We start from the raw sequence: 25,531 nt of genomic DNA, 5'->3' as shown, positions 1-25,531 counted from the left end.
TTTACCTGTTCAGGAGTGGGCGGATGCTTTGGCGCGCAGTCCGCGCAGGCGGTGCATGACCTCGTTCGCGCCGCGGCCGAAGTAGTCGTGCAGGAGGCGGTACTCGGCGAACAGCCGGTCGTATGCGGTGGCCCGCTCGGGGTCGGGCAGGTAGACGCCCGGACGGGCCTTGCCCATGGCCTGGGCGGCGGCCCTGATGTCCGCGTACGCGCCGGCCGCGACCGCCGCGTGCATCGCCGCGCCCAGAGCCGGGCCCTGCGCGGAGTCGATGACACCGAGCGGGAGACGGGTGACATCGGCGTAGATCTGCATCAACAGCGCGTTCTTCGTCAGGCCGCCCGCGATGATGAGCTCCTTCACGGGTACCCCGGACGTCTCGAACGCCTCGATGATGGTGCGGGTGCCGAACGCGGTCGCTTCCAGCAGCGCCCGGTACACGTCCTCGGGGCGCGTGGCCAGCGTCAGGCCCACCAGGACGCCGCTGAGGTCGTGGTCGACCAGGACGGAGCGGTTGCCGCTGTGCCAGTCGAGGGCGATCAGTCCGTGCGCGCCGATCTCCTGCTCCGCCGCCAGGGCGGTGAGGTGTTCGTGCGCGTCGCGTCCCAGGGCGGCGGCCTCCTCGGCGTACGACGCGGGGAACCCGGTGCGCACGAACCAGCCGAAGATGTCACCGACGCCGCTCTGCCCGGCCTCGTAGCCCCACAGGCCCGGCAGGATGCCGCCGTCGACGACACCGCACATGCCCGGCACCTCGGCCCACTGGTCGGAGCTCATCACATGGCAGGTGGAGGTGCCCATGATGGCCACCATCCGACCCGGCTCGACCCCGGTGGCCGCGGGCGCGGTGACATGCGCGTCGACGTTGCCGACGCAGACGGCGATGCCTTCCGGCAGGCCCGTCCACGCCGCCGCCTCGGCCGTCAACCGCCCGGCGAGGTCGCCGAGTCGGCCGATCGGCTGGTCCAGTTTCTCGGCCACGAAGTCCGCGAAACCGGGGTTGAGCGCGGCCAGGTAGTCGCGGGAAGGATAGGCGCCGTCCTGGTACTGGCCCTTGTATCCGGCGGTGCAGGCGTTGCGGACGTAGATGCCGCACAGCCGCCACACGATCCAGTCCGCCGCCTCCACCCACCGCGCGGTGCGGTGGTAGAGCTCCGGGTCCTCCTCCAGCAGCTGCAGCGCCTTCGCGAACTCCCACTCCGAGGAGATCTTGCCGCCATACCGCTTCAGCCACGGCTCCGCGCGCTCCTCGGCGAGAGCCGTGATGCGGTCGGCCTGGGCCTGGGCGGCGTGGTGGCGCCACAGCTTCACGTAGGCGTGCGGGCGGCCGCCGTACCCGGGGAGTTCGCACAGCGGCGTGCCGTCGGCCAGCGTCGGAACCATCGTGCAGGCGGTGAAGTCCGTACCGATGCCGATGACCTGCTCCGGCCGCACTCCGGCCCGGGCCAGAGCCTCGGGTACGGCGATCCGCAGGACGTCGATGTAGTCCGAGGGCACTTGCAGCGCCCAGTCAGGTGGCAGCGGTGTCCCGTCGGGCAGCGCCCGGTCGAGGACGGCGTGCGGGTAGGGGTGCTCGGCGGAAGCCACTTCGGTGCCGTCGGCGACGCGGACCACCACGGCCCGTCCGGAGAGCGTCCCGTAGTCGACTCCGATGACGTAGGTGTCGGGAGAGGTGTGTTCGCTGTGTTCGGCGTTCACCATCGGGCCGCCCTTCTGATCGAGATCTCGCGCGTTGTTCGAAACGATGGATGAGGTGGGGAGGGAAGGCCATGGCGACAGGGGCGGGCGTGGACTGGCTCAGGCTCCGCCCGGCGACGACGTCAGCCGTTGAGCCTCGCGACGGTTACCCGCGAGACCGGGGCAGGCGGTTGAGTCGCTGATGCCGGCGGCCATCCGCTGCCCCCTGGAGGGTTCGGCGCGGCTGCCGGGACCTATGTGACCGGTCACGGGTATGGGAAGATTGTGAACGGTCACATATGCGGGCGTCAAGACAGCGTCACCCGAGACCCGACCGGGCCACTCCGAGGCGCCGCGCCGCCAGCACATGGAGGGCGGGGCCGGCTTGGTGTGGGTCACGGGCCGTCGGATGACGACCACGTCGAACCTGTCGCGCAGCCCGAACTGCTGTAGGTGGGGCACCACGGAGGTCGCCCGAGAGCTGGACGCGACCGCGAGCGGCAGACCGCGCCGCTTCGCGTCCGCCACCAGCAGCCGTACGCCCGGCAGCGGTGCCCCGACGCCATCCGGTCTCGGAACACACGCTCCGCAAACGGGTCGGGATCGTGCGGCGTACAGCCGATGGACTCGGCGGCAGCGGTCGCGCGGCAACGCCTGGGAGAAGGACGTGTAGAGCTCCGTGAGCGCCGCCGCCCCACAGCACCTCGGTATCGGCGATCAACCCGTCGAAGTCGAACACGAGAGCCCGGTCCTGCCCACTCACGGCGTGGCCACCGCGTCGGAGCGGCCCCGCTGCGGAAGGAGCCGTACGTCCGCCTGGTAGGAAATGCGGCCACCGAAGGGTTCCCGGACCCGCTGCCCGGCCATTTCCCGACAGCGTCCCCCTGCGCCGCCCTGTCGGCCGGGCCGGGGCTGTGGAGGAGTTGGTTCGGCGCCGAAAGACTTCCCGGCGCCGAACCCGTGTATCGACTGATGCGACCCGCTACTGCGGGAGGATGCGGAACTGCTGGTTGGTGCTGGTGCTGCCGCTCCACTGGCCGAGGTCGGAACCGCTGCTGGTTCGGTTCATGCCGTCGGCGTACAGCCCTGTGGCGCGGTTCTTGAGGCGGACGTACGAGCCCGCCGTCACCTCCATCCAGTCCTGGGACGTGGCGCTGCTGTCGGTCGTCTGACCGGCGGTGGCACCGTTGGCGGTGGCTCCCAGGCCGTCGAGGAACAGCCCGGTGGCGTGGTTCTTGAGGCGGATGTAGCTGCCGTCGGGGACGATCGACCACTCCTGGTTCGTGGTCGATCCCAGAGGCCACTGTCCGACGGCGGAGCCGCTGGTCGTGCGCCCGCCGCCGTCGACCATCAGCCCGGTCGACCGGTTCGCCAGCTTGATGTACGAGGTGCCGCTGCCGGCGATTGCGGAGGAGACCTGGATCTTGTCGATGTTGGGGGTGTACGCGGAGCTGTTGCCGAACTTGATGGTGTTGCTGCCGGCGGTCAGGTTCACGTCGACCGTGGTGGTCCAGTAGTTGGACCAGCCGCGGGTGTTGCGGAAGTACACGCGCTGCGGGGTGCCGCCGTTGACGGTGATGTCGGCGTAGCGGTTGATGATGTTGTAGTCGTTGCCGCCGTCGCCGCGGTTGTCGGCGTTGGCGTAGGTGACGACCATGCGGTGGAGGCCGGAGGACGCCGCGGTGACGTTGTTGAACGTGAGCGTGTTGCTCGCGCCGTTGCCGAGCCAGTCGACGTACTTGCCGCCGGAGGCCGCGGAGTCGGTCTCGACGGCCGCGGTGCCGCCGAAGGTGTTGCCGGAGTCCTCCGCCTCGTAGCTCGCGGTCGTGCCGGACGTCGAGTGGATCACGTCGATGGAGTCGACGCTGATGTTGTCGCTGTTGTCAGTGGTGTAGGCGCCGTAGTTGATCCGGTTGATGCCCTGGGAGAGGTACATCGTGACCGTCTTGGTGGCGAAGGTGTTCCAGTTCGCCGTGCCCGGCAGGGCGAGGTCGGTCAGCTTGGAGCCGTTCACCGTGACGCGGGTGCTGCGGTCGGTGGGGGCGCCGGTGTGCGGACCGGCCGAGTAGCGGAGGGTGACGTCGTAGTAGCCGTTGTTGGGGGCGGAGACGACGAAGTTGGTGCTCGCGTTGCTCGAGTTCAGGTACCCGTCCACGAAGTACGTGCCGGTGTAGCCCGTGTTGGAGCCGTAGGTCACCCGGGCGCTGCCGCTGAGATCCGCGTTCTCCGCCTGGTACCGGGTCGGCACGTCCGCCGAGGAGAGGCTGGTGGCGGGAGTGATGGTCATCTGGTAGGCGGACGTCGCGCTCATGCCCGGAACGGTCACGGTGATCTTGCCGTCGGTGACCGGGAAGTCACCCTCCAGCACCACGGCGGGCCGGCCCGCCGCGTCCTCCGTGCCGGTGCTGGCCGTGGCCTGGACGACGGCGTGGACGGTGCTGCCGAAGCCCGAGGTGGCGCCGAAGCCCTGGACGGTGACGTCCGTGTCGCCCGAGGAGCCGCCGAAGATGACCCGGGACTGCTTCTTCGCGGCGTCGAGCGTCGCGATGCCCTGGAGGGCGCCGTTCTGGGTCGGCGGCGTGACGGTGACGGTCTTGCCCGTCATCTCGCCGTACCAGTTGTAGAGCCACCACGCGCCGGTCGGCTCGTTGTTGCGGGTCGTCAGGCCGTTGAGCGTGCCCTCGGTGACCCAGTACGCCAGGTCACCGCTCACCTTGGTGTTCTCCAGCCGGGTCATCCACTGGATGAGCTGCCCGGGGATGCCGAGGTCACCCGTGGCGCGGGTGTACTCGTTGATGACGATCGGGATCTTGGAGAGGCCGAGGCTGGTCTCCACACCACGCCAGTGGTTGTAGTGGTTGTAGTAGTCGGTGAAGAAGTTGTTCTGGAGCTCGTGCCAGGTGACGACGTCCGGGACGACGTTGTTCGCCTTGGCGTACGTCAGGAAGTCGGCCATCGTCTGGTTGTCGTAGACGCTGAAGCCCGGGCCGGCGATCTTGGCTGTCGGATCCGACGCGCGGATGCGGTTGTAGACCGTCTTCCAGTCGTCGAAGAACTTCGCCTTCGTCGTGGCGTTGGTGAACATCCCGCCGTACCAGATCCAGTCTGGCTCGTTGAACGGGACGTACACGTACTTGCCGTAGTTGGGGTCGGCCTTCACGGCGGCGACCATGTCGTCGACCTTGCCGAGGTAGTCCGTCAGGCCCTGGTTCTCATAGGGCCAGTACCGGTAGATGTCCTGCATGTAGATCTGGATCTCCTTGGCACCTGCGTTCAGGTACTGCGGAGCCACATCGAACACGTCGCCACTGGGGTGCTGCAGACCGCCCTGCGGCTTCTGCGCGGCCTGCTGCGGGTGCAGTGGCTGGAGCACGTTGTCGGTCGTGACGCCCGGGTTGCCCAGACCGTAGAGGAAACCCGACGCGCCGTGCCCGATGTCGCCGGTGTCCTGCGACAGGTCAACCGTCAGCTGGGCGTTGGCCGCGTAGCTCGTACTGGGGAACAGCGCTCCGCCGACCGCGAGCGCGACGGACAGTAGTCCGATGGTGATTCTGCGACTCATGCTTGTGAACCTTTCCGGCCGCTGGCTGATCGGCCGACGGAGGCCGCTCCCGAGCCGGGAACGCCGCGACGTTCGACCCTGCGGGCCCTGTTCGCCGCCGACAGGACATGGAGGATCTCCTCATGTCCGTGCCTCGCTTCTCTGGGAACCCTCACCGCCGCCTGGACCGACGATGAAGGAGCTTGCGGAGCGCCTCCCCCGGTGCTCCTCCATGAGGTGGCGCCCGGCGATGAGCCCCCGCTCCGGAAGGGCGATATGCCTGGGACACATCAGGGGGCGCCGTTGTGACCGCTCTCATGTACGGGAGGAGTGTGAGCGGTCACAACGGCGGTGCGCAAGAGTGTCGCCGAAAAACGGTCGGTAACTCGACCCGTGGGCAAGCCCGAAACGAGGAGAAGGCGCTTGCCCACCAGGGGCATCGGAGCCAGTCGCGCCGAACGGCGTTCGACTGGACGATTGAGACCGCGGACTGCAGGGTGCGCAGGGGGATGGCGTCCCGCCGAGTGGCGTAGCCAGGGTCCGTCGTGTCGTCGCAGGTCGCGCCCACGACCGGGCCGCTCCCGAGCCGTGGGCGATCGAGAGCACGGTCAACGGCGCGGACGGCCGCCCGGTGCGCTCGACAGCGTCGAGCAGACCCCGGCCGTCCGGACTGACACGGCCAGGATTCCTACACCACCCGGCGGGACGCCACCCGCAGGGGAAGGCGACGGCGGGGGCGGATCCACCGTCTGGGTCGGTGGCCTCCGCGGTCTTCGCGGCCCTTCGCATCGCGGTCTCCGAGGTCTCCGCGGCCTCGGCTTCCTGTATTCCTCACCGTCGGAGGAGGCCGTGTCTCGCCGGCAGAGGGGGCGGTTTGGGCGTCGTCGAGAGAGGCTGGAGTCGGGCGAGGCCGAGAGTGGGTGCAGTCGGGTGAATCGGGGAAACGGCGTCGGCGGCGGAGCGCCATCGCTGCTCTCCGTGGACCGCTCTTCCCGCGTCGCGGACCGCCGTCGCCGTTTCGCAACCTGAGCCAGGCGTGTACGCGCGGAGGGTCGAAGGGGCCGCCACGAGTGCCTCAACCCGACTACTGGGCAAGTCAGTTGTGCGTTTTCCAGGCCGTGACGGACAGGGGCGCCGGACATCCGGGGCAGTTGCCGCCATCGGCAGCGTTCAGAAAATCTTCACTTCTCACTTGCGTAATGACGCCGGGACTGCTCAGACTACCGGCACGTGACCGGTCACAATGTGACTGAAACAACCGCGAAACTTGTTCCCCCCTCTTGTGCGGCGGTGGAGGGGCGCTAAAACTGACCCCAGGCCTGTGACCGGTCACACCATCCAGCCAGGCAAACCGGACTAGGGAGAACTCGTGCTCAGGACCCGCTCATTCCCAGCGGCGGCGGCCACGCTGACGGCCACCGCCCTCCTGCTCACCGCCTGCGGGGGCGGCTCCACCTCGGACAGCGGTTCGTCGAGTGGATCTCCCAAGACGGTCACCCAGGCCGAGTTCGACAAGGCGATGTCCACGCCGACGAACCTCACCTTCTGGACGTGGGTGCCGGACATCGACAAGGAGATCGCCCTCTTCGAGAAGAAGTACCCGGCGATCAAGGTGAAGGCTGTCAACATCGGCTCCAGCACCGACCAGTACAAGGCGATGCGTACTTCGCTGCGTGCCGGCAAGGGCGCCCCGGACGTCGCCCAGGTGGAGTACCAGTTCCTGAGCAGCTTCACTCTGACGAAGAACCTGCTCGACCTGTCGCCCTACCACGGCATCAACGCCATGAAGAGCGAGTTCCCCTCCTGGGTCTGGAACCAGGTGAGCGCCGACGGCGCAGTCTACGCCGTACCGCAGGACACGGCCCCGATGGGCATGATCTACCGCAACGACATCCTCGCCAAGTACGGCATCAAGACGCCGACCACCTGGGACGAGTTCGCCACCGCGGCGAAGACGCTCCACGAGAAGAACCCCAAGGCCTACATCACCAACCTGCCGGGCAGTGACCCCGGCCAGTTCGTGGGTCTGCTGTGGCAGAACGGCGCCAACCCCTTCGGCTTCGACGGCAAGAAGACGGTCACCATCGATCTCGACAGCCCCGAGGTCACCCAGGTCGTGGACTACTGGCAGAAGCTGATCCAGGCGGGCGAGGTCTCCACCGACGCCGACTTCAACGACCAGTGGTACAAGGGCCTGTCCAGCGGCAAGTACGCCTCGTGGCTCGCGGCCGCGTGGGGCCGTACGTTCCTCGAGGGGGCGGCCAAGACCACCTCCGGGAAGTGGCGGACGACGGAACTGCCGCAGTGGAACGCCGGTGACCACGCGACCGGCAACTGGGGCGGCTCGACCAACGCCGTGATGAACACCACCAAGAACCCCATCGCCGCCGCCGAGCTCGCTCGATACATCAACGTCGAGGAGGAGCCCGCGAACCTGTTCGTCACGAAGCAGCAGTTCTTCCCGTCCAAGACGAGCATCCTGAACAGCAGCGAGTTCGCCGACGCGAAGTCCGACTTCTACGGTGGCCAGCAGGCCAACAAGACCTTCGTCGACGCGTCCCAGCACGTGACCACCACCTTCGGCTGGCTGCCCTTCATGGACTACGCGTACACGACCTTCAACGACACGCTCGGCAAGGCCATCGCCGACAAGGGCGACATGGAGGCCGGTCTGAAGGCATGGCAGGAAAAGCTCGTCGCCTACGCCAAGCAGCAGGGGTTGACCGTCAAGTGAGTTCTCTCCCGTCCTCCGCGGTGCCGGCGCCCAGCGCGCCGGCGCCGCGGCGAGCGCGCCGCTCCTCAGCGGCCCGGCGCCAGCACATGGCGGCCTACCTGCTCGTCGCGCCGTTCATGGTGATCTTCATCGCCATGATGGTGATCCCGCTGTGCTATGCCGCCTACCTGTCGCTCTTCCGTGAGCAGCTGATCGGCGGCACGACCTTCGTGGGCCTGGACAACTACGCGCGCGCCTTCGGCGACAGCGCCTTGGCACAGGGGCTGCTGAGGGTCCTGCTCTACCTCGTCGTCCAGGTCCCGGTCATGCTGGGGGCGGCGCTGCTGTTCGCGCTCGCCCTGGATTCCGGCAAGCTCTACCTGCAACGTCTCGTCCGCCTGTCGATCTTCCTGCCCTACGCGATTCCCGGCGTCGTCGCCACCCTCATGTGGGGATACCTGTACGGCCACGACTTCGGCCCCTTCGCCCAGATGGCACGGGCGCTGTCGCTGCCCGTGCCGCCCTTCCTGTCGCAGTCCTGGATGCTGGGTTCAATCATGAACATCACCACCTGGGCGTTCGTGGGCTACAACATGATCATCATGTTCGCGGCGCTGCAGGCGGTTCCGACGGAGATGTACGAGGCGGCCAGGCTCGACGGCGCCGGCGAGTTCCGCATCGCCTGGCACATCAAGATCCCGTCCATCCGCAACGCGATCGTCCTCACGCTGATCTTCTCCATCATCGGAAGCTTCCAGCTCTTCAACGAGCCCCAGCTTCTGCAGAAGCTGGCGCCCAACTCGATCGACTCCGCCTTCACACCGAACCTCTACGCCTACAACCTGGCCTTCACCAACCAGGACATCAACTACGCGGCGGCGGTGGCCTTCCTCCTGGCCGGTGCCATCGCCATCACGTCCTACGCCGTCCAGCTCACCCAGCAGCGCCGGGAGCGCCGCCGATGACCGCTCTGATACCTCCCCCCGCAACCTCGACGGCGCCCGCCTCCCGCAAGGCGCGAGGCAACCGTCCCCGCCGCAGCCCCCTGCTGACCGTGCTCGTCCTGCTGACGCTGCCGTACTTCCTCCTTCCGCTGTTCTGGCTCGTCGTGTCGTCGACGAAGACCAACGGTGAGCTGTTCTCGACGTTCGGCCTGTGGTTCAGCGACATCCACCTGTGGTCGAACGTGGTGGACGTCTTCACCGCTCAGGACGGGATCTTCTGGACCTGGAGTGGCAACACGATCCTCTACGCGACCGTCAGCGCGGTGGGGGCGTCAGTCCTGGCGACCGCCGCCGGCTACGCGTTCGCGAAGTACGACTTCCCGGGCGGTAAGGCTCTCTTCTCCGTTGTGCTCGGGTCCATCATGGTGCCGACCACGGCGCTGGCGATCCCCACCTACCTCGTCTTCGCGCAGGTGAACCTGACGGACACCCGCTGGGCGGTCATCCTGCCGAGCCTCGTCAGCCCGTTCGGTGTCTACCTCATGCGCGTCTACGCCGCCGACACGATCGACAGCCAGATGCTGGAGGCCGCCCGTGTCGACGGCGCGAGCGAGATGCGGATCTTCTTCTCCGTGGCGCTGCGCCTCCTGGTGCCCGGCGCGGTCACGGTGCTGCTGTTCACGCTCGTCGCCACGTGGAACAACTACTTCCTGCCGCTCATCATGCTGCGGTCGAACGACCTGCTGCCGCTGACCGTGGGACTGGCGCAGTGGCAGACGGCCGCCAGCGGCCAGTCGGGAGCGCAGGCGCTGTTCTCGCGGGTCATCACGGGGTCGTTCATCTCGGTCCTGCCGCTGATGGCCGCGTTCCTCTATCTGCAGAAGTACTGGCAGTCGGGCCTGACCAGCGGAGGAGTCAAGGGATGAGCAGCGAACCGCAGGCGTCGAGCACGCTCCCGGGGCTGCCGGACCACGTCCTGTTCGGTGCGGCCTACTACCCCGAGTACTCGCCCGGCCGGAGTTTCGAGACCGATCTGGACCTCATGGCCGAGGCCGGGATGAACGTCGTCCGGGTCGGCGAGTCGGTGTGGTCGACGTGGGAGCCCGAGGACGGCCGTTTCGAACTGGACTGGCTCCAGGAGGTGTTCGACGGCTGCCAGGCGCGGAACATGTCCGTGATCCTCGGCACGCCGACGTACGCGGTGCCGATGTGGTTGGCGCGCAAGCACCCCGACATCGCCGCCGAGCAGCCGGACGGGCGCCGGGTGCCCTGGGGCGGCCGCCAGGAGATGGACCTCACGCATCCCGCGTACCGGTTCCACGCCGAGCGAGTCATCCGCGCGGTCATCGGCAGGTACGCCTCCCACCCGGCCCTGATCGGCTACCAGGTCGACAATGAACCCGGCTTGCGCCTGCTGCACAACCCCGGCGTCGTCGAGGCGTTCACGGAGGAACTGCGCAAGACCTATGGAGACGTCGAGACCCTGAACGAGGCGTGGGGGCTGGCGCACTGGTCCCACTGCCTGTCGGGCTGGGAGGACCTCTGGGCGCCGCACGGCAACCTGCACCCCCAGTACGACCAGGCGTGGCGCGCCTTCCAGACGCGGCTGGTGAACGACTTCATCGCCTGGCAGGCCGGCATCGTGCGGGAGGTGGCCACCGCCGCGGGGCGCGCCGACCAGTTCGTCATGACCTGCGTCGCCTACGACGTCCCCGCCGTCGACGACCTGGCGGTCAACCGCCCGCTGGACGTCGCCGGTGGTAACCCGTACTACCCCATGCAGGACCATCTGGCGCTGCCCGCGCCGGACGAGCTGCCCGACACGGCGTGGATGGTGACGGGCACCTGGAACCTCATCCACCTCGCCGACCGCATGTACGCCTCGAAGCGGGCCAACTTCCTGGTCACCGAGACCAACGCCGGAGCCACCGGCGACTCCTCGGTCAACATCCCCGCCTGGGACGGCCAGTGGCGCCAGGCGGCCTGGGCGATGGTCGCGCGCGGCGCACAGATGATCGAGTACTGGCAGTGGCACTCGATGCACACCGGCATCGAGATGCACTACGCCGGAGTCCTCCCGCACGACATGCGCCCGGGCCGCGTCTACGCCGAAGTGGCGCGGATCGGCGCCGAGTTCCACCGCGCGGGCGGCGCCGTGGCCGCGCTGCGCCCTGACGCCGACGTCGGTCTGCTGTACTCCGTGCCGTCCAAGTGGGCGCTCGCCTTCCAGCCTCCCTGGACGCCGCCCGGGCCGTACTCCTTCTTCACCAGAGTCGAGCGGGCGTACGACCGCATGGTGGGGACGTGGGCGCGCGGCGCGTTCGACGCGGCCCTCAGCAGCCGGGTCGTCCACGAGCGCCAGGTGCTCCCCGACGGCGACAACCCGGCCCGGAACCCGGAAGGCCAGGATCCCTCGGCCTTCGCACAGGAGCTTCCGGTCCTGCTCGTCCCCGGGCTGTACGCCGCGAGCGACGCTCTGCTGGACTGGCTGACGTCGTACGCCGAGGCCGGCGGCCACCTGCTGGTCGGTGTACGCACCGGCTACGCCGACGAGTTCGCCCGGGCCCGCTCGGAGGTCAAGCCGGGGCGCCTGGCGGATGCGGCGGGAGTCTCCTACCAGGAGTCCTCCAACCTCGACTCACCCGTGCCGCTCCGCGCGGGACCGGAGCCGAGAGGTCTGCCGGCACTGGAGTTGCCCGAGGGCGCCACCGGGCAGGCGTGGGCAGACTGCCTGGAACCGCGCGCGGAGAACGGCGCGGACGCGCTGGTCTCCTACCTCCACCCGCACTTCGGCCGTTTCGCGGCCGTCACCACGCGGGCGCACGGCGCGGGCCGCATCACCGTCGTGGGCACCGAGCCCGATCCGGCCACCGGCGCGGCGCTCGTCGACTGGGCCGTGCGGGTCGCCGGTGCGGCGAGGCCGGACCACCGGGTGACGCCCTCGGCACGCCGGTGGGGCGGACCCGGGTCCGTCCGTGTAAGCTCCGCGGTCGCGCAGGACGGGGCGCGGGTGCACATCGTCCACAACTGGTCCTGGGACCCGGCGACCGTCACTGTCCCCACCGCGATGCGTGACCTGTTGTCGCCCCGGAGCTACTCGGCCGGCGATTGCGTCGAACTCGGACCGTGGGACGTCCAGGTGCTCGCCGAGACGAGCCAGGGGCCGACCTCCCGCGGCTGAAGCAACGGGGCTCGCACAACGGGCGTCGCCCGGCGGTGACGTCCCGTTTGCGTCCTGCCCCACCCATGGGTTCCAGGGGTGGGGCAGGGGCCGTTTACGGGGCCCACCGACTTCACGGCGGTGGCATGTCCGGCTGGGAGCCGTTCGAGAGCCCCCGGGACACAGGGGTGGACTTCATCCGTTCCAGTCCGTCGAGTGGCGGCCCACGCGGTGTTCCGGGCGGGGATGCAACCGCTCCCGCAGCCTGCGGCGGTCCCGGGGGAAGGCCGAAACACCTCGTCAGGTGGGCGACGCACCACCGGGTTCACACGGCGGCGCCCGCTGAGCTTTCGCGGATGATCAGGTCCGTGCCGGCGAAGGTCGGAGCGAGAGGCTGGAAGCCGCTCTCCAACTGGCTGCGCAGGAGACCGAAGGCATCGCGGCCCAGGCCCTGGAAGTCCATGCGGACCGTGCTCAGTGCCGGCGTGAGGAATTCCGCGTGCGGGGCGTCGTCGAAACCGATGACGCTGACGTCTTCCGGGACCGACCGTCCGGCGTGGTGCAGGGCGCGCAGCACGCCCAGCGCGAGGTCGTCGTTGCCGCACAGGATCGCGGTGACGTCCGGGGCGGCGGCGAGCCTTCGGCCCTCCTCGTAGCCGGCCTGCGCGCCCCAGCCCTTCCCGCCGTGCGGTTTGGGCGGGGTGATGCCGGCCGCCTTCAGGGCCTCGCGCCAGCCTTGAGAACGTGGGCCCTCCGAGCGCCGGGTGCCCACCGACGTGGGGATCGCGACGTAGTGGACGGTCCGGTGTCCGAGCTGAAGCAGGTACTCCGTGGCGGCGCGGGCCGCCTCGCGGTCATCGGCCCACACGGCCGGCCGGGGAGGGGTCCGGCCGTGTGGGGGCGCTTCGACGACTGCGGCACACGGCACGTCCGCCGGGATACGGCTCAGTGCCGAAGCGGCCAGCTGGTCGAAGCCGATGACCATCAGACCGCCGCCTCCGGCTACGGCCGAGGAGACCGCGCGGTCGAGGTCGTCATCGGGCGTGAGCACCTTCACGCCCAGGGAGTAGCCCGCGGCGCGGGCCGCTTCCTCCAGACCCTGCAGGGTGGTGGCGTAGCCGTAGAGGGTGGTGTTGGACGTCAGGACGGTGACGGACCGGGTCACGCCGCTGGCCAGGGCGAACGCGGTGGCGTTGCGCCGGAATCCCAGCGTCTCTATGGCCGCCTGGACCCGCTTGCGCGTCTCGTTGCGGACGTTCGGGTGCCCGTTGATGACCCTCGAGACGGTCTGGTAGGAGACTCCCGCCGCCTGAGCGACGTCTCGAATGCTGGCGGCCTTGCGTGGTCCCTGTTCAGGGCCTGGCTCACCACCGGGGCTTGTGTGACCGATCACATCCATGTAAGGATTGTGAGCGGTCACAACACTGCCCGTCAAGAGACGGGAGTTGGCGTCGTCCGGCATTTATAGCAGGGACACGCAATGCGCTGTGGGGTGCGGCATCGGACGAATGCCGACGTGAGACCCGCGGAACACCCGCGAAAGAGCGGACGCCCGCGAAAGATCTGCGAGAGATCGCACCCCCGTAGAAGGGATACCGCGTTGATTACCGCTGTCGAAGCAGCTGAGAAGTCTCTTCTCTGGTCCCACGACGTCCTCGGGCTGCACGCCGTCGCGGATTCCACCGGTTCGGTCAGGCTGGGAGCGCCGGGTCAGGACTGGGACTCCCTGCTCCCCTTGGTCGAGGTCACCGCCACCGGTCACGGTCGCACCTGGTCGGGGGAACGTTTCATCGACAGCGCGATCGGCGGCCGCCTGGCCTACCGGAGCCACGAGACGGCCGCGGACGGCGACCGGCAGCGCACGACCATCCGGCTGGCGGACCCTGTGACCGGCCTGGCCGCCGACATCGCGCTGTGGACCTGCCCTGGCGCGCGCTTCCTCCGCTCGCAGGTGCGCCTGGTCAACGAGGGGACCACCCCCCTGCGGCTGGAGGGTGTGTCGACGCTGACGCTCGGCGGCATCCTGGACGGCCAGGGCGCGCTCGACGGCCTGACCCTCCACTGGGCGGACAACGACTGGCTTGCCGAGTGCCGTTGGCGGCAGGCTCCCTTCCGCGACCACGTCGTCCCGCTGAGCCGGTCCGCCCACGGCCACGAAGGACGCGGCTGCTTCGAGCGGTTCTCGCAGGGAAGCTGGTCCACGGGGCGGCATCTGCCGATGGCCGCGCTCACCGACCGGGCGGGCCGCGCCTGGCTCTGGCAGATCGAGTCCAGCGCGGGCTGGCGCTACGAGACCGGCGAACGTGAAGGCGCCGCCTACCTCGCCCTCTTCGGTCCCGACGACGCCCACCACCAGTGGCACCAGACCCTCGCACCGGGCGAGGAGTTCACCACCGTCCCGGCCGTCCTCGTCGGGACCGAGGCCGGCGGCCTGGACGCCGCGTTCGGCGAACTCACCACCTACCGCCGCCGTATGCGCCGTAGCCACCCGGACCACACGGCACTCCCGGTGATCTACAACGACTACATGAACACCCTGATGGGCGACCCCACCACCGACAAGCTGCTGCCGCTCATCGCGGCGGCGGGGGCCGCCGGTGCCGAGGTCTTCGTCATCGACGCCGGCTGGTACGACGACGATGCCCAGGGCTGGTGGGACGCCGTCGGTGCCTGGGAGGCCGCCGACAGCCGCTTTCCCGGCGGCATCCAGCAGGTCCTGGACGCCATCAGGAACCACGGGATGACCCCGGGACTGTGGCTGGAGCCGGAAGTGATCGGCGTACGCAGCCCGTTGGCTCGCAGCCTGCCGGCGGAGGCGTTCTTCCGCCGGGGCGGCGTCCGCGTCACCGAGCACGGCCGCCACCACCTGGACCTGCGCCACCCCGCCGCCCGCGCCCACCTCGACCGGGTCGTCGACCGGATCGTGGGCGAGTGGGGGGTGGGATACATCAAGTTCGACTACAACATCAACATCGGCCCCGGCACGGAGAACGGCACCGAGAGCGCGGGCGCCGGCCTGCTCGGACACCACCGCGCCCACCTCGACTGGCTCTCCACCCTCCTCGACCGGCACCCCGGCCTCATCCTGGAGAACTGCGCGTCGGGCGGACTGCGCATGGACTACGCGCAACTCGCGGTCGTCCAGTTGCAGTCCACCAGCGACCAGCAGGACCCCCTGCGCTATCCGCCCATCGCGGCGGCGGCCGCCACTGCGGCCACCCCCGAGCAGGCCGCCGTATGGGCGTACCCCCAGCCGCAGTTCAGCCCCGACGAGATCGCCTTCACCCTCGTCGGCGCGCTGCCGAACCGTATCCACCTCTCCGGGTTCCTCGACCGCATGAACCCGGAGCAGTTCTCACTTGTCCGCTCCGGCATCTCCGCCTACAAGGCCATCCGCGCGGAGATCCCCGAGAGCCTACCCTTCTGGCCGCTCGGGCTTCCCTCGTGGGAGGACACCTGGATCGCCTCCGGCCTGCGCGGCCAGGCCGCCAGCTGGCTCGCACTGTGGCGACGCGAGCCGGCCGCCGACGAGCGAGCGGAAGTTCCGCGTCCACTGGACCAGCGCAGATCCGACGACACCACCCGCACGCTCACGATCCCCCACCTGCGCGGCACCGGCCTTCGTCCCACGGTGCTCTACCCCGCCACCGCCGACGCCACCGCGGCCTGGGATGCCGCCGCCGGACAGCTCACCGTCCGCCTGCCTCGCCCGAACACCGCCGTTCTCCTTCACCTCGGCTCGGAGTCTCCGGTACCGGACCTGTAGGACCAAGGGGCCGGCCGTCGCTCCCCCCGACCGTCGCCGCGGCAGCCAGCACGTTCTCGCTGCCGCATCCGGGTCCACGCCTGTCATGAGCCCCGAAGTCCGCAGTCGGTCTGGGCAGTAGGACGAAGGCCGTCCCGCGGCCATGGTAGTACGGAGCAGTAACAACGGCTGACACAAAGTGGTGGATCGGTCCTGGCTGCCGTGGCTGGCGCGGGAGTTAGGCGCTCGGTCTGGTGTGGGGACGTCGCCCTGGATCGTGTCGGATGAGCTGTGGGATCGCCTGGAACCGCTGTTACCGCAGCGTGAGCGCAGGTTCCGGTATCCCGGCCGCAAGCCGATGCCGGACCGGGGGGTGCTGTGCGGGATCTTGTATGTGCTGCATACCGGGATCAAGTGGGAGTACATGCCGCAGGAGCTCGGTTTCGGCTCGGGCATGACGTGCTGGCGGCGGCTGCGGGACTGGAACGAGGCCGGCGTGTGGCAGCGGCTGCACGAGGGCCTGCCGGCCGAGCTGAACGCGGCCTCGCGGTTGGACTGGTCGAGGTGCGTGGTCGACTCCTCCCACGTCAGGGAGTTAAAGGGGGGATCGACACGGGCCCCTCGCCGGTCGACCGGGGCCGGGCCTGCTCGAAACACCATCTAATGGTGAGTCACGGGGCTGCCGCCGCTGCTCGACGCGATCCCGCCGGTCCGTGGCCGGGTCGGACGTCCCCGCCGCAAGCCGGATTCGCTGTTCGCCGACCGAGGCTACGACCACGACATCTACCGCGACCAGGTCCGCGCCTGCGGCATCGCCCGCCGCGGCATCCGGCACGGCACAGGACTAGGTACCTACCGCTGGGTCGTGGAGCGAAGTCTCGCCCGGCTGCACGGCTTCCGACGTCTGCGGATCCGCTGGGAACGGCGAGCCGACATCCACGAAGCATTCCTCAAGCTGGCCTGCTGCCTCATCACCCACCGATAACTCAACTCAAGCGGTCCTGTTCCACCGCACGGTGCTGGGCCTGCACCCGCACGCGAGTATCGACCTGGCCGACCCCTACGGGCTCTTCCGCAGCCGCGCCCTCTCCGGAAGCACGGACGGCCCGGACAACGCACCCCTTCTCCGGTTCGCCCTCAACCTGGCCCCCAGTCCGGCCACCGACATCCGGACCGGGACGCAGCACATCGCCCTCACCACCGACGACATCACCGCTGCCGCCCGCCGCGTCCGCGCCGCCGGCACGGAGACATTGAGGATTCCCGCCAACTATTACGACGACCTCGACGCCCGCCACGACTTCGCCCCCGACGAGCTGGACACGTACCGGAACTCGGCGTCCTCAACGACCGCGACGAAGACGGCGGCGAGTTCCGCCACTTCCACACGGCCACCGTCGGCCGCGTCTTCTTCGAAGTCGTCCAACGCACCGGCGGCTACGGCGGCTACGACGCGGCCAACGCTCCCGTCCGTCTCGCCGCACAACGGCGACAGCAGCGCGTGGGACCCGGCGTTTCCGCCGTGGGGGCGTCGATCCCGCCCAGGCCGTTCTGATCGGTACGAGCTCCCGCGTCGGCGGCTACGGGCGGGCGCGGGCCACGGACTCGTGGACCTGTCGGCGTCGGCCCTCTTCCCGTTGCCGGCGACGGCGGCCGGCGGTTCAGCCGGCGAGTGCGGTCAATCCGTTGACGGTCATGGTCAGGGCGAGGACGGTCACGACAGCGGCGGAGACGAGGGGCAGGCGGGCGACGAGTGGGCTGATGCCCGGACGCCGGAACCTGTCGAGTGTCGAGCCGACGCTGACCAGGATGAGCCCGAGACCGACGAGGACCGCTGCCAGGCCGATGCTGAAGGCGACGACCATGGCCAGGCCCAGGACGGGGCGGTGGAGGGCGACGGCGAGGAGCAGGACACTCAGCGCTTCGGGGCAGGGGATGATGCCGCCGGAGACACCCATGGTGGCGATTCCGCGGAAGGTGGTGGGCATGACCGGTGTCTCGTGCCGATGCTCGACCACAGTGGCGACGAGCGTTCTGCCGGGGGCGCCAGCGGCGGGAGTGGTGTGATCGGCTTGGGCGTGATCGTCGTGTGCGTGGTGGTGTCCCTGATGATGGTGATGGTGATGGTGATGGTCGTGGTGGGGGTTGTAGCGCTGTCGCCAACGGCGGATGAGGAGCCGTACTCCCACGACGAGCATGGCGATGCCCGAGACGACCTCCAGGGCGGGGACGAGGACGCCTGGGACGACGTAGTGGCCCGCGGCCAGCGCCACGACGCCGATCGCCACGACGGCGGCCGTGTGCGTGACGGTGATGACGGCGCCGAGGCTGACGGCCTGGCGGGGCGTGCTGCGGGCACCGACCAGGTATGAGGCGAGGAGCGCCTTGCCGTGGCCGGGGGTGAGAGCGTGCAACGCGCCGAGCAGGGCGCAGGTGCCGACCAGGGCGAGGAGGGCCCAGGGGGAGGACAGCGGCGTGCGCAGCGCGCGGAGCATGGTCGCGCCGTTGGACGTCTCCACACTGGTGGGGGCGGAGCGGGCAGGTGTCGGACGGCCGGTCGGCGTGGCTGCCTGTTCGAGCGCGAGGGTGATCTCACGTCCCCCGTCCGCGTGCGTGATGCCGCCCAGCCTCGCGGGATCCGCGTCGGCGACCAGGACGTCCATCTGGACCGTGGTCCGTCCTGGAGGGGCGTACTCGTCGGTGAAGACAACGTCTCGGCTGCCCTCCGGCAGCACGGCCGCGAGCTCGACGGTCACGGTGCCGCCGGCGGCGGCCAGCAGCTCGTAGGCCGGATAGGCGCTCCCGGTCACCGTGAGGGGAACGGTTCGGCCGTTCACGCGCAGCCGCAGAGCCGACGCCACCAGTTCGACCTGTGCGGTCTTCTCGTCGGCGCTGAGCTGTCGGTCGCCGTTCGTGTCCACGGCCCGGGCGAAGGCGGGCGCCACCAGCACGCCCGGTGTGAGGTCGAGCTGTACCGAGAGGCCCGAGGTGGTGGGCGTCAGATACGCCTGCTGAACGGTCTCGTCGGTGGGGTGCGCCTGCGCGGGCGACGCCAGAAGGGCCAGCCCGGTGGCCGACAGCGTGAGTGCTGCCGCCCACCGGGCCAGTTGCCGTATGCACCTCACGAAGTCAGTCCCGCGCCGTAGTCGTTGCCGGGCTCGCGGTAGATGGAGTGGATGTGGGTGATGCCGCCCGCGTTGGCGCCCTGTCCCTGCTGGTGGGCGAACTCGATGGTGAAGGTCGGGCCCTGCACCCGGTAGTAGATCGGGTTTCCGATCTCGGTCGACCCGTACCAGGCGAAAGTGGTGTCGGCCAGGTTCTTCTTCACCGCCGCCAGCTTCGCGGCGGCCTGCTCCTCGTTCAGCGGAGTGATCCATTCGTCGACCAGGTCGAGCAGCAGGGTCTTCTGCTCGGCCGTGAAGGTGGACGCCTTGACGCCCTCTGCGGCCAGGGTCTTTCCGTCCTGTCCCGCGCCCAGCACGATCTCCGTGACGGCCGTGGGCAGAACAGCTGCCTTGAGCTGCGTCGCGTCCAGGGAGTCGACCAGGGCGAATGCCTTCTTGGTTTCCCCGCTCAGGGGCTCGGTCTCGCTGCTGCCCTTGGTGTACGACGCCGGCTGCGCGCCCCAGAAGGTGGGCGCCAGCGTCATCTGCTTTCCGGCCATGGTGACGTTGACGGCCAGATGATGGCCGCCGTACTGAAGCGTCCACTTGCCGGTGGCGGACGGCGTCCCCAGGATCCGGACGTGGTAGTGGTCGGCTCCGAAGTCCAGGTCAATGCCACCCTGGTCCTTCAGAACGCCGTCGCCGTAGGTGATCCGGGTGACCTGTTCGTACCCCTCTTCACTGAGCGCAGCCTTGAGGATCTTCAGCACCGCGGCCTGCTGGGCCGAGCTGAGGGTGTCCATCCGCAGACCCGCACGCTGGAACAGCTGGTCGGGCAAATTCGACCACTGGGACAGGTTGGCCTGGGTCCACTCACCCGCGACCGACGTCTTCTGCGCCGAGCTCAACGTGGTGAGGAACGCCTTGGTCGCCGACAGGACCGCCGCTGACGCTTTGCCGCTCGTCGTCGCGTCGTAATTCGCGTCGCCCGGCGAGGTGGAGTCGGACGAGGTGGAGTCGGACGGGGTGGTGGCAGACGACGCACTGGAGCCGGCCGACCCCGTCGCGCTCTGAGAGTCGGTGCCGGAGGACGAGCATGCCGTCCCGAACACGAGCACGGCCGCGATACTCGCGGCGAGGCGGGCCTTATGCGCGGCGCCGGAGCGGACATGAGGAAGGTGACGCAAGGACAAGGCCGTTCTCCAATAGTGAGGGCATGCCGCGCACAGCGGCACAGAAACGGGGAAAGGGACGTCACGCCGGACGCGTGCCCATGCGGCCGGAACCCGTCCGGCCGGTCCGGGGTCCCGGACGCCGACCAAGGTCACGTAGCGGCGACGCTAGCCGGTGTGTTAACAATCACGAGTGGTGCGACCGTTGCCCGCCCTCGGCCGTCGGCGCTTAACTTGACGAGCTGGTGGGCCAGTTCGGTAAGCCGTCGGCGGTGGCGCCGGTGCGGTGTGATGTGGTGCTGCTCAGGCCGCCTGTAGTGGCGAAGGCCAACAGGGTCTGTCGATGTGGGCCCTCTGGGGGAATCATTTCCGACGTGCCACCTCTGTGTGCCGAGCCTGTGTGGCACGGCGCGGGCGCGCGCCGAGGGTGTTGGTCACCGTGACCGGCTTCCCGGCTCCCAACTCGAGCTCGAGGCGAACTTCGTCGCCAGGGCGGGGGAAGCGGCGCATCTCCAGCCCACAGCAGCCCGGCAGGGTGCCGCTGGACAGGACCTCGCCGGGGCCGACGGACTCGCCGCGTGCGGCATAGGCGACGGCTGCCCCCAGGTCATGCAGAGGTGAGGCGGTGCTGCTCTGCGCCCACACCTCCCCGTTGACCAGCACTCGGCCGGTCAGCTCGCGCCACCGAGGCAGTACCTCGTCGGCCGTCACCACAACCGCCGACATGGCGCCGGCGAACGTCTTGGCCTTCACCACGCCGCCGAACGTGCCGCGCCGGGTGTCGTCCCACTGGAGGTCGCGGGCAGTCCAGTCGTTCATGACGACGAAGCCACCGATGGCCGCCAGTCCCTCGGCCGGCGTACAGTCCCTGGCCTCGCGGGCGATGACGACGCCCAACTCCAGCTCGAAGTCGAGGACCTGGGCGAACGACGGCCACGCCACCTCGGCTTCGTCCGGCAGCACCGAGCGGTGATTGCCCATGTAGAACTGCGGTTCTCTGTAGTAGTTGGCCCTGGGCCTCAAGGGGGGCGGAACGCGACCGGTCACCGCTTCGAAGCCCCGCACCAGTCGACGGACGCCCGGGGAGCCGAACGCGGCGACCATGCCCTTCGCCCCATTGATCATGTGGGACTCCCACAGGGCGAACGCGCGCAGCGAAGCCGGCGTGAACGGGAGCCCGCTCGGCGCCCGGCCCGAGACTCGCTCCGGATTGGTGAACGTGCGCTCGGCCTTCCGCACCGCTTCTTCACCGTCGGCCAAGAAGGCCGGCAGGTCGTGATTCCACGGTTCGCCGACAACGACCCACTCCTCGCCGTCGGGGTCCCACGCGACCAGCGACCCCCGGTCGATGCCCAGTTTCATGCGAGACTCCCAGTGCAGCCAAGTTACGATGTGTAACTTGCGGCTCGTAAGTTACGTTTCGTAAGTTGAATTGTCAATGAGCCCGCCAGGCACAGAAGCATTCGGAGGACACGTGGCCGTCGCAGCACGCCGACGTCTCACCGGCAAGCAGCGGGAACAGCAGCTGCTCGACGTCGCCGAGAATCTGTTCACCGAGCGCGGCTACGAAGGCGTCTCCGTCGAGGACATCGCCCGTGCCGCCGGCGTCAGCCGCCCGGTCGTGTATCAACACCACGGATCACAAGAGGGCATTTTCGTGGCGTGTGTGCGACGAGCCCGGCAGGAGTTCGAGGACACCCTTGCCACGGCGATCTCGACGGCCGGCGGCGACATGGACGAGTTGATCACCGCCGGAGGGCGCGTCTTCCTCGAGCTCGTCGCCAATAACCCGCGGCGGTGGGCGCTGCTGTTCACCTCCTCCTCCGGTCTCGGCGGCGACATGGCCGAACAGCTGATCAAGCTCCGCCGGCACACCGTCGAGCGCATCGCCGACGTCGCCTCGCCCCATGCCGTGGGGCTCGATCGGCCAAGCCTCCTGGCGGCCGCCCACGTCATTTCGGGTATCGGCGAGCAGCTCGGCCACTGGTGGCTGGCCCACCCCGATGAGGACCTCGACCACGTCCTGCGGATGTACGTCGCTGCTGTCGGCGGCGCGGTGCGCGGCTTGCTCACCGTGTACGAGGACCTCAACCGCCCCTGAGGCGGACCGTCCGCGTCGCGCACGTCGAGGCCCCACAGCTGTGGAAGAGCGGTGGGGCCTCACCTTCCAAGCCGCCGCCGCGCCGTCGTGGGGGCGTCCTAAGAGATGGACGGCTGCTCCTGACGGGCTACTTCTTGTGGCCGGTGACCTTGGCGACCCACGTGATGAAGTCGCCGGGGTCGACGTTGGTGGCGTGGCCCTGGTCCCAGTAGTACGAGTGGTTGACGTCGTCGCCGAGGTTGTCCACAGCGGCGGCGAGGTTGGCGGCGATGACGTGCGAGGTGTCGGTGTCGCTGGTGCCCAGGCGGATCCACCAGTGCTTCGAGCGGTTCTGGTTGCGCTTCTCGAGCAGGTGGTACATCGGGTTCATCAGGTTCAGCAGGTCGGGGATGTCGCTCGCGACCCGCTTGGTGCTGAGACCCGTGCTGTCGTTCTTGGCGCTGTACGCGGTGAAGTGGCGGGACTCGGTCGTGCCGGTGCCGAACTCGTTGTTCTCGCCCGCGGACAGGTCGAAGGCGTCGAAGGCCGGGGTGGTCTTCTTCCGGGCGCCGACGTGGGTGAGGTAGTCCTCCCAGGTGAAGGTCGCCTTGCCGCCGGACCAGGTGATGAAGGTGTTCTTGGCCAGGTAGGTCTCGCGCTCGGAGTCCGACAAGTCGGTGAGGTACTTGGTCGCGGACGCCTGGAGGTAGGTCGTGAGCAGGTAGTCGTCGTAGTTGCGGGCCGTCAGGGCGCCGTAGCCGTTCAGGCCGCGCAGCTTGAGGGACGCCTGGTACTCGGCGAACTGCGACTGGAGTTCCTTCGACACGGTCTGGTCGACGACCTTGCCGGTGGACTGGGTGACGTTGGTGCCCCAGTTCCACTCGTAGGCGCCGTCGGCGTGCTCCAGGTCGGTGATCGGGCACCAGGCGCCGGTCGCGAAGATCGCGTCGGAGGCGTCGGCGGCGCCCGCTTCCTTGAGGTACTTGGCGTAGATCTTGCTGTCGCCGGACGCGCCCAGCAGGGCGGAGACGGCGCCGCCGGCGCTCGTTCCGGTGGAGACTATCCGGTCGGTGTTGCCCGGGATGCGGCCCTTGTTGAACTTCACGTACCGCACGGCGGCCTTCAAGTCGACGATGACCGCCGGGGCCGTGCCGTAGTAGGTGCCGTCCGAGTCGGTGAGGCTGCGGCCCCGCGTGCCGGGCTCCACGGCGACGTAACCCGCCACCAGGGCCAGCTTTGCGAGATTGACCATGCCATTGATGGCCCCCGTGCCGCCCGCGCCCGGGCCGCCTGACGGCATTCCGCTGGGCATTCCGGAGGGCGCTCCGCCGCTCCCGCCGCCGATGGAGCCCATCTCCAGCGCGGCCTGGCCCACGCCGGTGGCCGTCGCGACGCTCGACGGCATGTAGGCGCCCACCGCGTTCGCCAGGACGATCGGCGCCTTGGAAGCGTCGACCGCCTTGCCGTCGATCTTGACGGGGACGCTGACCACCAGGCTCTGGTGGTCGGAGTCGCTCGGGTTGGTGACGTAGTTGCGGGGCTTGTAGAAGTGGTACGTCACCGAGTGGTCGGTGCCGGCAGCGTCGGCGATCGTCTCCGTCAGCTCCGTGTAGTCGTCCTTGTCGAAGACCAGGGCGTCCGAGGACGTCGTGGAGTCCTTCTTCTCGTCCGACGCCTGCGCCGTCATCGCGATGCCGCCGACTGCCGCGACACCGGCGGTCGCGCCGATCCCGATGACGACGTTCCTTCGCTTGATTGCCCTGTGCTGCACGGTCTCTCTCCTCATCACGCGGTTTCTTCTGCCCGTTGTGTTGGCATTCAGGAACCTAATGACGCCTCGGGAAGATCGTCAACAATTTCTCTGACTTTACAGGAAATGCTCAGCTTTGCCATGGTTCCCACAGGAAATTCCCAGGTGGGCCGAGGTGTGGACCGGTCCGGCGAGTATATTTTTCAGAGCCTGAAAAATTTTGTTCCACCGTACCAGAGCAGACCAGGGACAATCGCTACGTGAACCGCCCTGCCGACTCCGCCGACGTGCGCCGCGCCAATCTGTCCCTCGTGCTCCGGCACATCGAGGCGCACGGTCCCTGTGCGCGCACCGAGATCGCCGCCGCCACCGGACTGGTACACGCCTCGGTGACGGCGCTGGTCGCGGATCTCGTCGAGCGGCGGCTGGTGGAGGAGGCCGGCGCCGCGGTCTCGGCCGGCCGGGGGCGCCCGCGCCGTCTGCTGCGGCTCGTTCCCGAGCGGGTGTGGACGGTGGCCGTTCAGGTGAACCGGTGGGACATCCGGCTGAGGGTCGCGGACCTCGCGGGCTCGGCCGTCCTCACCGAACGGGCCTCGCATCAGGCTCCTCCCGGCGAGCCCGAACTGGTGGCCGAGGCGATCGCCCAGGTCGTCGCACGCGCCATCGCCCAGGCCGACGGCGTGCACCTGGGCCGGGTGGTGATCGCCGTGCCCGGGCCGGTGGTCGGGGGCTTGGTCGCCGCCGCCATCCCCTTCGGCTGGGGCACGACGGACCTGGCGGCCCTCGTCACCGGACGCCTGCCCGACCTCCAGTGCCCGGTCGAGGTGGTAAACGACGCCAACATGGCAGCGCTGGCTGAGTACCACGCCCTGGCCGCCACGGGATCCGCCCACCCCGACACCGTCGCCTACGTCAGGGCCGACGTCGGAGTCGGCGGCGGCCTGCTGATCGGGGGCCGCATCCATGCCGGCAGCCACGGCATGGCCGGCGAGATAGGACACATCCCGGTGTCCCTCGACGGACCCCCCTGCAAGTGCGGCTCAAGCGGCTGCCTGGTGACCTACCTCGGCCTCGGAGCCCTGACCACCGCTGCCGGGCTGGGTGGATTCACCCCAGGTCAGGACGCCGCTGCCGTCCGTGCCGAACTGGACCGCCGGCTCCGGTCCGGGGAGCCGCGCCCGGTTGCGGCCCTCCACGATGCCGGACACGCCCTGGGCGCCGCGATGCTGGCCGTCGCCAGCGCGGCCGACGCCGGCGCGGCCATCCTCGGCGGTTACCTCGCGGACTGGGCGCCCTGGCTGGCTCCGGGTATCGACGCCCGGCTCACCGGGCGCCGTACCGCCATGTCGGCCGTGGGGTTTGATGTTTCCGTCGGCGTCCTCGGGGCCGATGCCACGCTCCACGGGGCCGTCCAGGTGGGCCGAGACCGGATCTTTGACGATCCGACCACCGTGCCGACCGGAGGTGGCGCCGTGCCGGCCGCGGCTGTGCACTGCCTGTGACTGTCGGCCACTGACCACCGGCCGCTGGTTATTGGCCAATGCATTGATTGACAGAATTGTTGACGAAATATCTGGCATACTCGCACTGCCGCTGTTGACATGCCCGCCTCAAATGCGGCGTGGTCGTGCGCGCCCACGCCGTCCCC

At 69.2% G+C, this 25,531-nt stretch carries 16 protein-coding genes and 2 pseudogenes; 9 read left to right on the top strand and 9 right to left on the bottom strand.

Going from position 1 to position 25,531, the window contains the following annotated elements:
* Nucleotides 1-9 precede the first annotated feature (9 nt).
* The 3 genes from araB to ACFY1L_RS05750 all read right to left on the bottom strand — a co-directional run bounded on the left by araB (nt 10) and on the right by ACFY1L_RS05750 (nt 5,236).
* The gene (araB, locus tag ACFY1L_RS05760) at nt 10-1,698 is read right to left on the bottom strand and encodes a ribulokinase (RefSeq protein WP_388818608.1); all 1,689 of its coding nucleotides are present in this window, start codon (nt 1,696-1,698) and stop codon (nt 10-12) included.
* Between the two features lie 96 nt (nt 1,699-1,794).
* Nucleotides 1,795-2,325, bottom strand: coding sequence for an HAD hydrolase-like protein (locus ACFY1L_RS05755; RefSeq protein ID WP_388818605.1), 531 nt, complete (start codon nt 2,323-2,325; stop codon nt 1,795-1,797).
* Nucleotides 2,326-2,656: 331 nt separating this feature from the next.
* Nucleotides 2,657-5,236, bottom strand: coding sequence for an RICIN domain-containing protein (locus tag ACFY1L_RS05750; protein WP_388818602.1), 2,580 nt, complete (start codon nt 5,234-5,236; stop codon nt 2,657-2,659).
* Nucleotides 5,237-6,584: 1,348 nt separating this feature from the next.
* On the opposite strand from ACFY1L_RS05750, the gene ACFY1L_RS05745 reads away from it, so the two are divergent.
* The 4 genes from ACFY1L_RS05745 to ACFY1L_RS05730 all read left to right on the top strand — a co-directional run bounded on the left by ACFY1L_RS05745 (nt 6,585) and on the right by ACFY1L_RS05730 (nt 12,053).
* Nucleotides 6,585-7,949: an ABC transporter substrate-binding protein gene (locus ACFY1L_RS05745; RefSeq protein WP_388818599.1), complete on the top strand. Its 1,365-nt coding sequence runs from the start codon at nt 6,585-6,587 to the stop codon at nt 7,947-7,949.
* A gap of 86 nt (nt 7,950-8,035) precedes the next feature.
* Nucleotides 8,036-8,893 (top strand): carbohydrate ABC transporter permease, encoded by an 858-nt coding sequence (locus tag ACFY1L_RS05740; protein WP_388818596.1) that lies wholly within the window; start codon nt 8,036-8,038, stop codon nt 8,891-8,893.
* Nucleotides 8,890-9,798: a carbohydrate ABC transporter permease gene (locus ACFY1L_RS05735; protein ID WP_388818593.1), complete on the top strand. Its 909-nt coding sequence runs from the start codon at nt 8,890-8,892 to the stop codon at nt 9,796-9,798. Before ACFY1L_RS05740 ends, ACFY1L_RS05735 begins: the two co-directional genes overlap by 4 nt.
* On the top strand, nt 9,795-12,053 hold the full coding sequence (locus ACFY1L_RS05730) for a beta-galactosidase (RefSeq protein ID WP_388818590.1): 2,259 nt from the start codon (nt 9,795-9,797) through the stop codon (nt 12,051-12,053). The genes ACFY1L_RS05735 and ACFY1L_RS05730 overlap by 4 nt, the downstream gene beginning before the upstream one ends.
* A 304-nt stretch (nt 12,054-12,357) precedes the next feature.
* Here ACFY1L_RS05730 and ACFY1L_RS05725 read toward each other — a convergent pair whose 3' ends face one another.
* A complete protein-coding gene (locus tag ACFY1L_RS05725; protein WP_388818587.1) occupies nt 12,358-13,431 on the bottom strand; it encodes a LacI family DNA-binding transcriptional regulator in 1,074 nt (357 codons plus the stop codon).
* Nucleotides 13,432-13,632: 201 nt separating this feature from the next.
* Between ACFY1L_RS05725 and ACFY1L_RS05720 the strand changes: the two genes are divergently transcribed.
* The 3 genes and pseudogenes from ACFY1L_RS05720 to ACFY1L_RS05710 all read left to right on the top strand — a co-directional run.
* Nucleotides 13,633-15,798 carry a glycoside hydrolase family 36 protein gene (locus tag ACFY1L_RS05720; RefSeq protein WP_388818584.1) on the top strand — a complete coding sequence of 722 codons (2,166 nt, stop codon included), beginning with the start codon at nt 13,633-13,635 and terminating at the stop codon, nt 15,796-15,798.
* A 196-nt stretch (nt 15,799-15,994) separates the two neighbouring features.
* Nucleotides 15,995-16,762: pseudogene (locus ACFY1L_RS05715) on the top strand (IS5 family transposase).
* Between the two features lie 31 nt (nt 16,763-16,793).
* Nucleotides 16,794-17,000, top strand: a pseudogene (locus tag ACFY1L_RS05710) (hypothetical protein); the annotation flags it as partial.
* Between the two features lie 50 nt (nt 17,001-17,050).
* Here the strand turns inward: ACFY1L_RS05710 and ACFY1L_RS05705 are convergent.
* The 4 genes from ACFY1L_RS05705 to ACFY1L_RS05690 all read right to left on the bottom strand — a co-directional run bounded on the left by ACFY1L_RS05705 (nt 17,051) and on the right by ACFY1L_RS05690 (nt 21,415).
* Entirely contained in the window at nt 17,051-17,203 is a 153-nt protein-coding gene (locus ACFY1L_RS05705; RefSeq protein ID WP_388818581.1) for a hypothetical protein, read from the bottom strand.
* A 235-nt stretch (nt 17,204-17,438) separates the two neighbouring features.
* Nucleotides 17,439-18,902: a hypothetical protein gene (locus ACFY1L_RS05700; RefSeq protein ID WP_388818578.1), complete on the bottom strand. Its 1,464-nt coding sequence runs from the start codon at nt 18,900-18,902 to the stop codon at nt 17,439-17,441.
* Entirely contained in the window at nt 18,899-20,074 is a 1,176-nt protein-coding gene (locus tag ACFY1L_RS05695; RefSeq protein ID WP_388818575.1) for a DUF3500 domain-containing protein, read from the bottom strand. Before ACFY1L_RS05695 ends, ACFY1L_RS05700 begins: the two co-directional genes overlap by 4 nt.
* A gap of 342 nt (nt 20,075-20,416) precedes the next feature.
* Nucleotides 20,417-21,415, bottom strand: coding sequence for a fumarylacetoacetate hydrolase family protein (locus tag ACFY1L_RS05690; protein WP_388818572.1), 999 nt, complete (start codon nt 21,413-21,415; stop codon nt 20,417-20,419).
* 112 nt (nt 21,416-21,527) lie between these two features.
* On the opposite strand from ACFY1L_RS05690, the gene ACFY1L_RS05685 reads away from it, so the two are divergent.
* Nucleotides 21,528-22,154, top strand: a complete 627-nt coding sequence (locus tag ACFY1L_RS05685; protein WP_388818569.1) for a TetR/AcrR family transcriptional regulator — start codon at nt 21,528-21,530, stop codon at nt 22,152-22,154.
* A 127-nt stretch (nt 22,155-22,281) separates the two neighbouring features.
* Here the strand turns inward: ACFY1L_RS05685 and ACFY1L_RS05680 are convergent, their stop codons facing one another.
* Nucleotides 22,282-23,919, bottom strand: coding sequence for a subtype B tannase (locus tag ACFY1L_RS05680; protein WP_388818566.1), 1,638 nt, complete (start codon nt 23,917-23,919; stop codon nt 22,282-22,284).
* A gap of 224 nt (nt 23,920-24,143) precedes the next feature.
* Between ACFY1L_RS05680 and ACFY1L_RS05675 the strand changes: the two genes are divergently transcribed.
* Nucleotides 24,144-25,385: an ROK family protein gene (locus ACFY1L_RS05675; protein WP_388818563.1), complete on the top strand. Its 1,242-nt coding sequence runs from the start codon at nt 24,144-24,146 to the stop codon at nt 25,383-25,385.
* Nucleotides 25,386-25,531 lie beyond the last annotated feature (146 nt).

It is taken from the genome of Streptomyces sp. NPDC001663, assembly GCF_042893105.1.
Taxonomy (GTDB): Bacteria; Actinomycetota; Actinomycetes; order Streptomycetales; family Streptomycetaceae; genus Streptomyces.
Note: the sequence above shows the minus strand (reverse complement) of the source record. Positions and strands in the feature narration are given on the sequence as shown.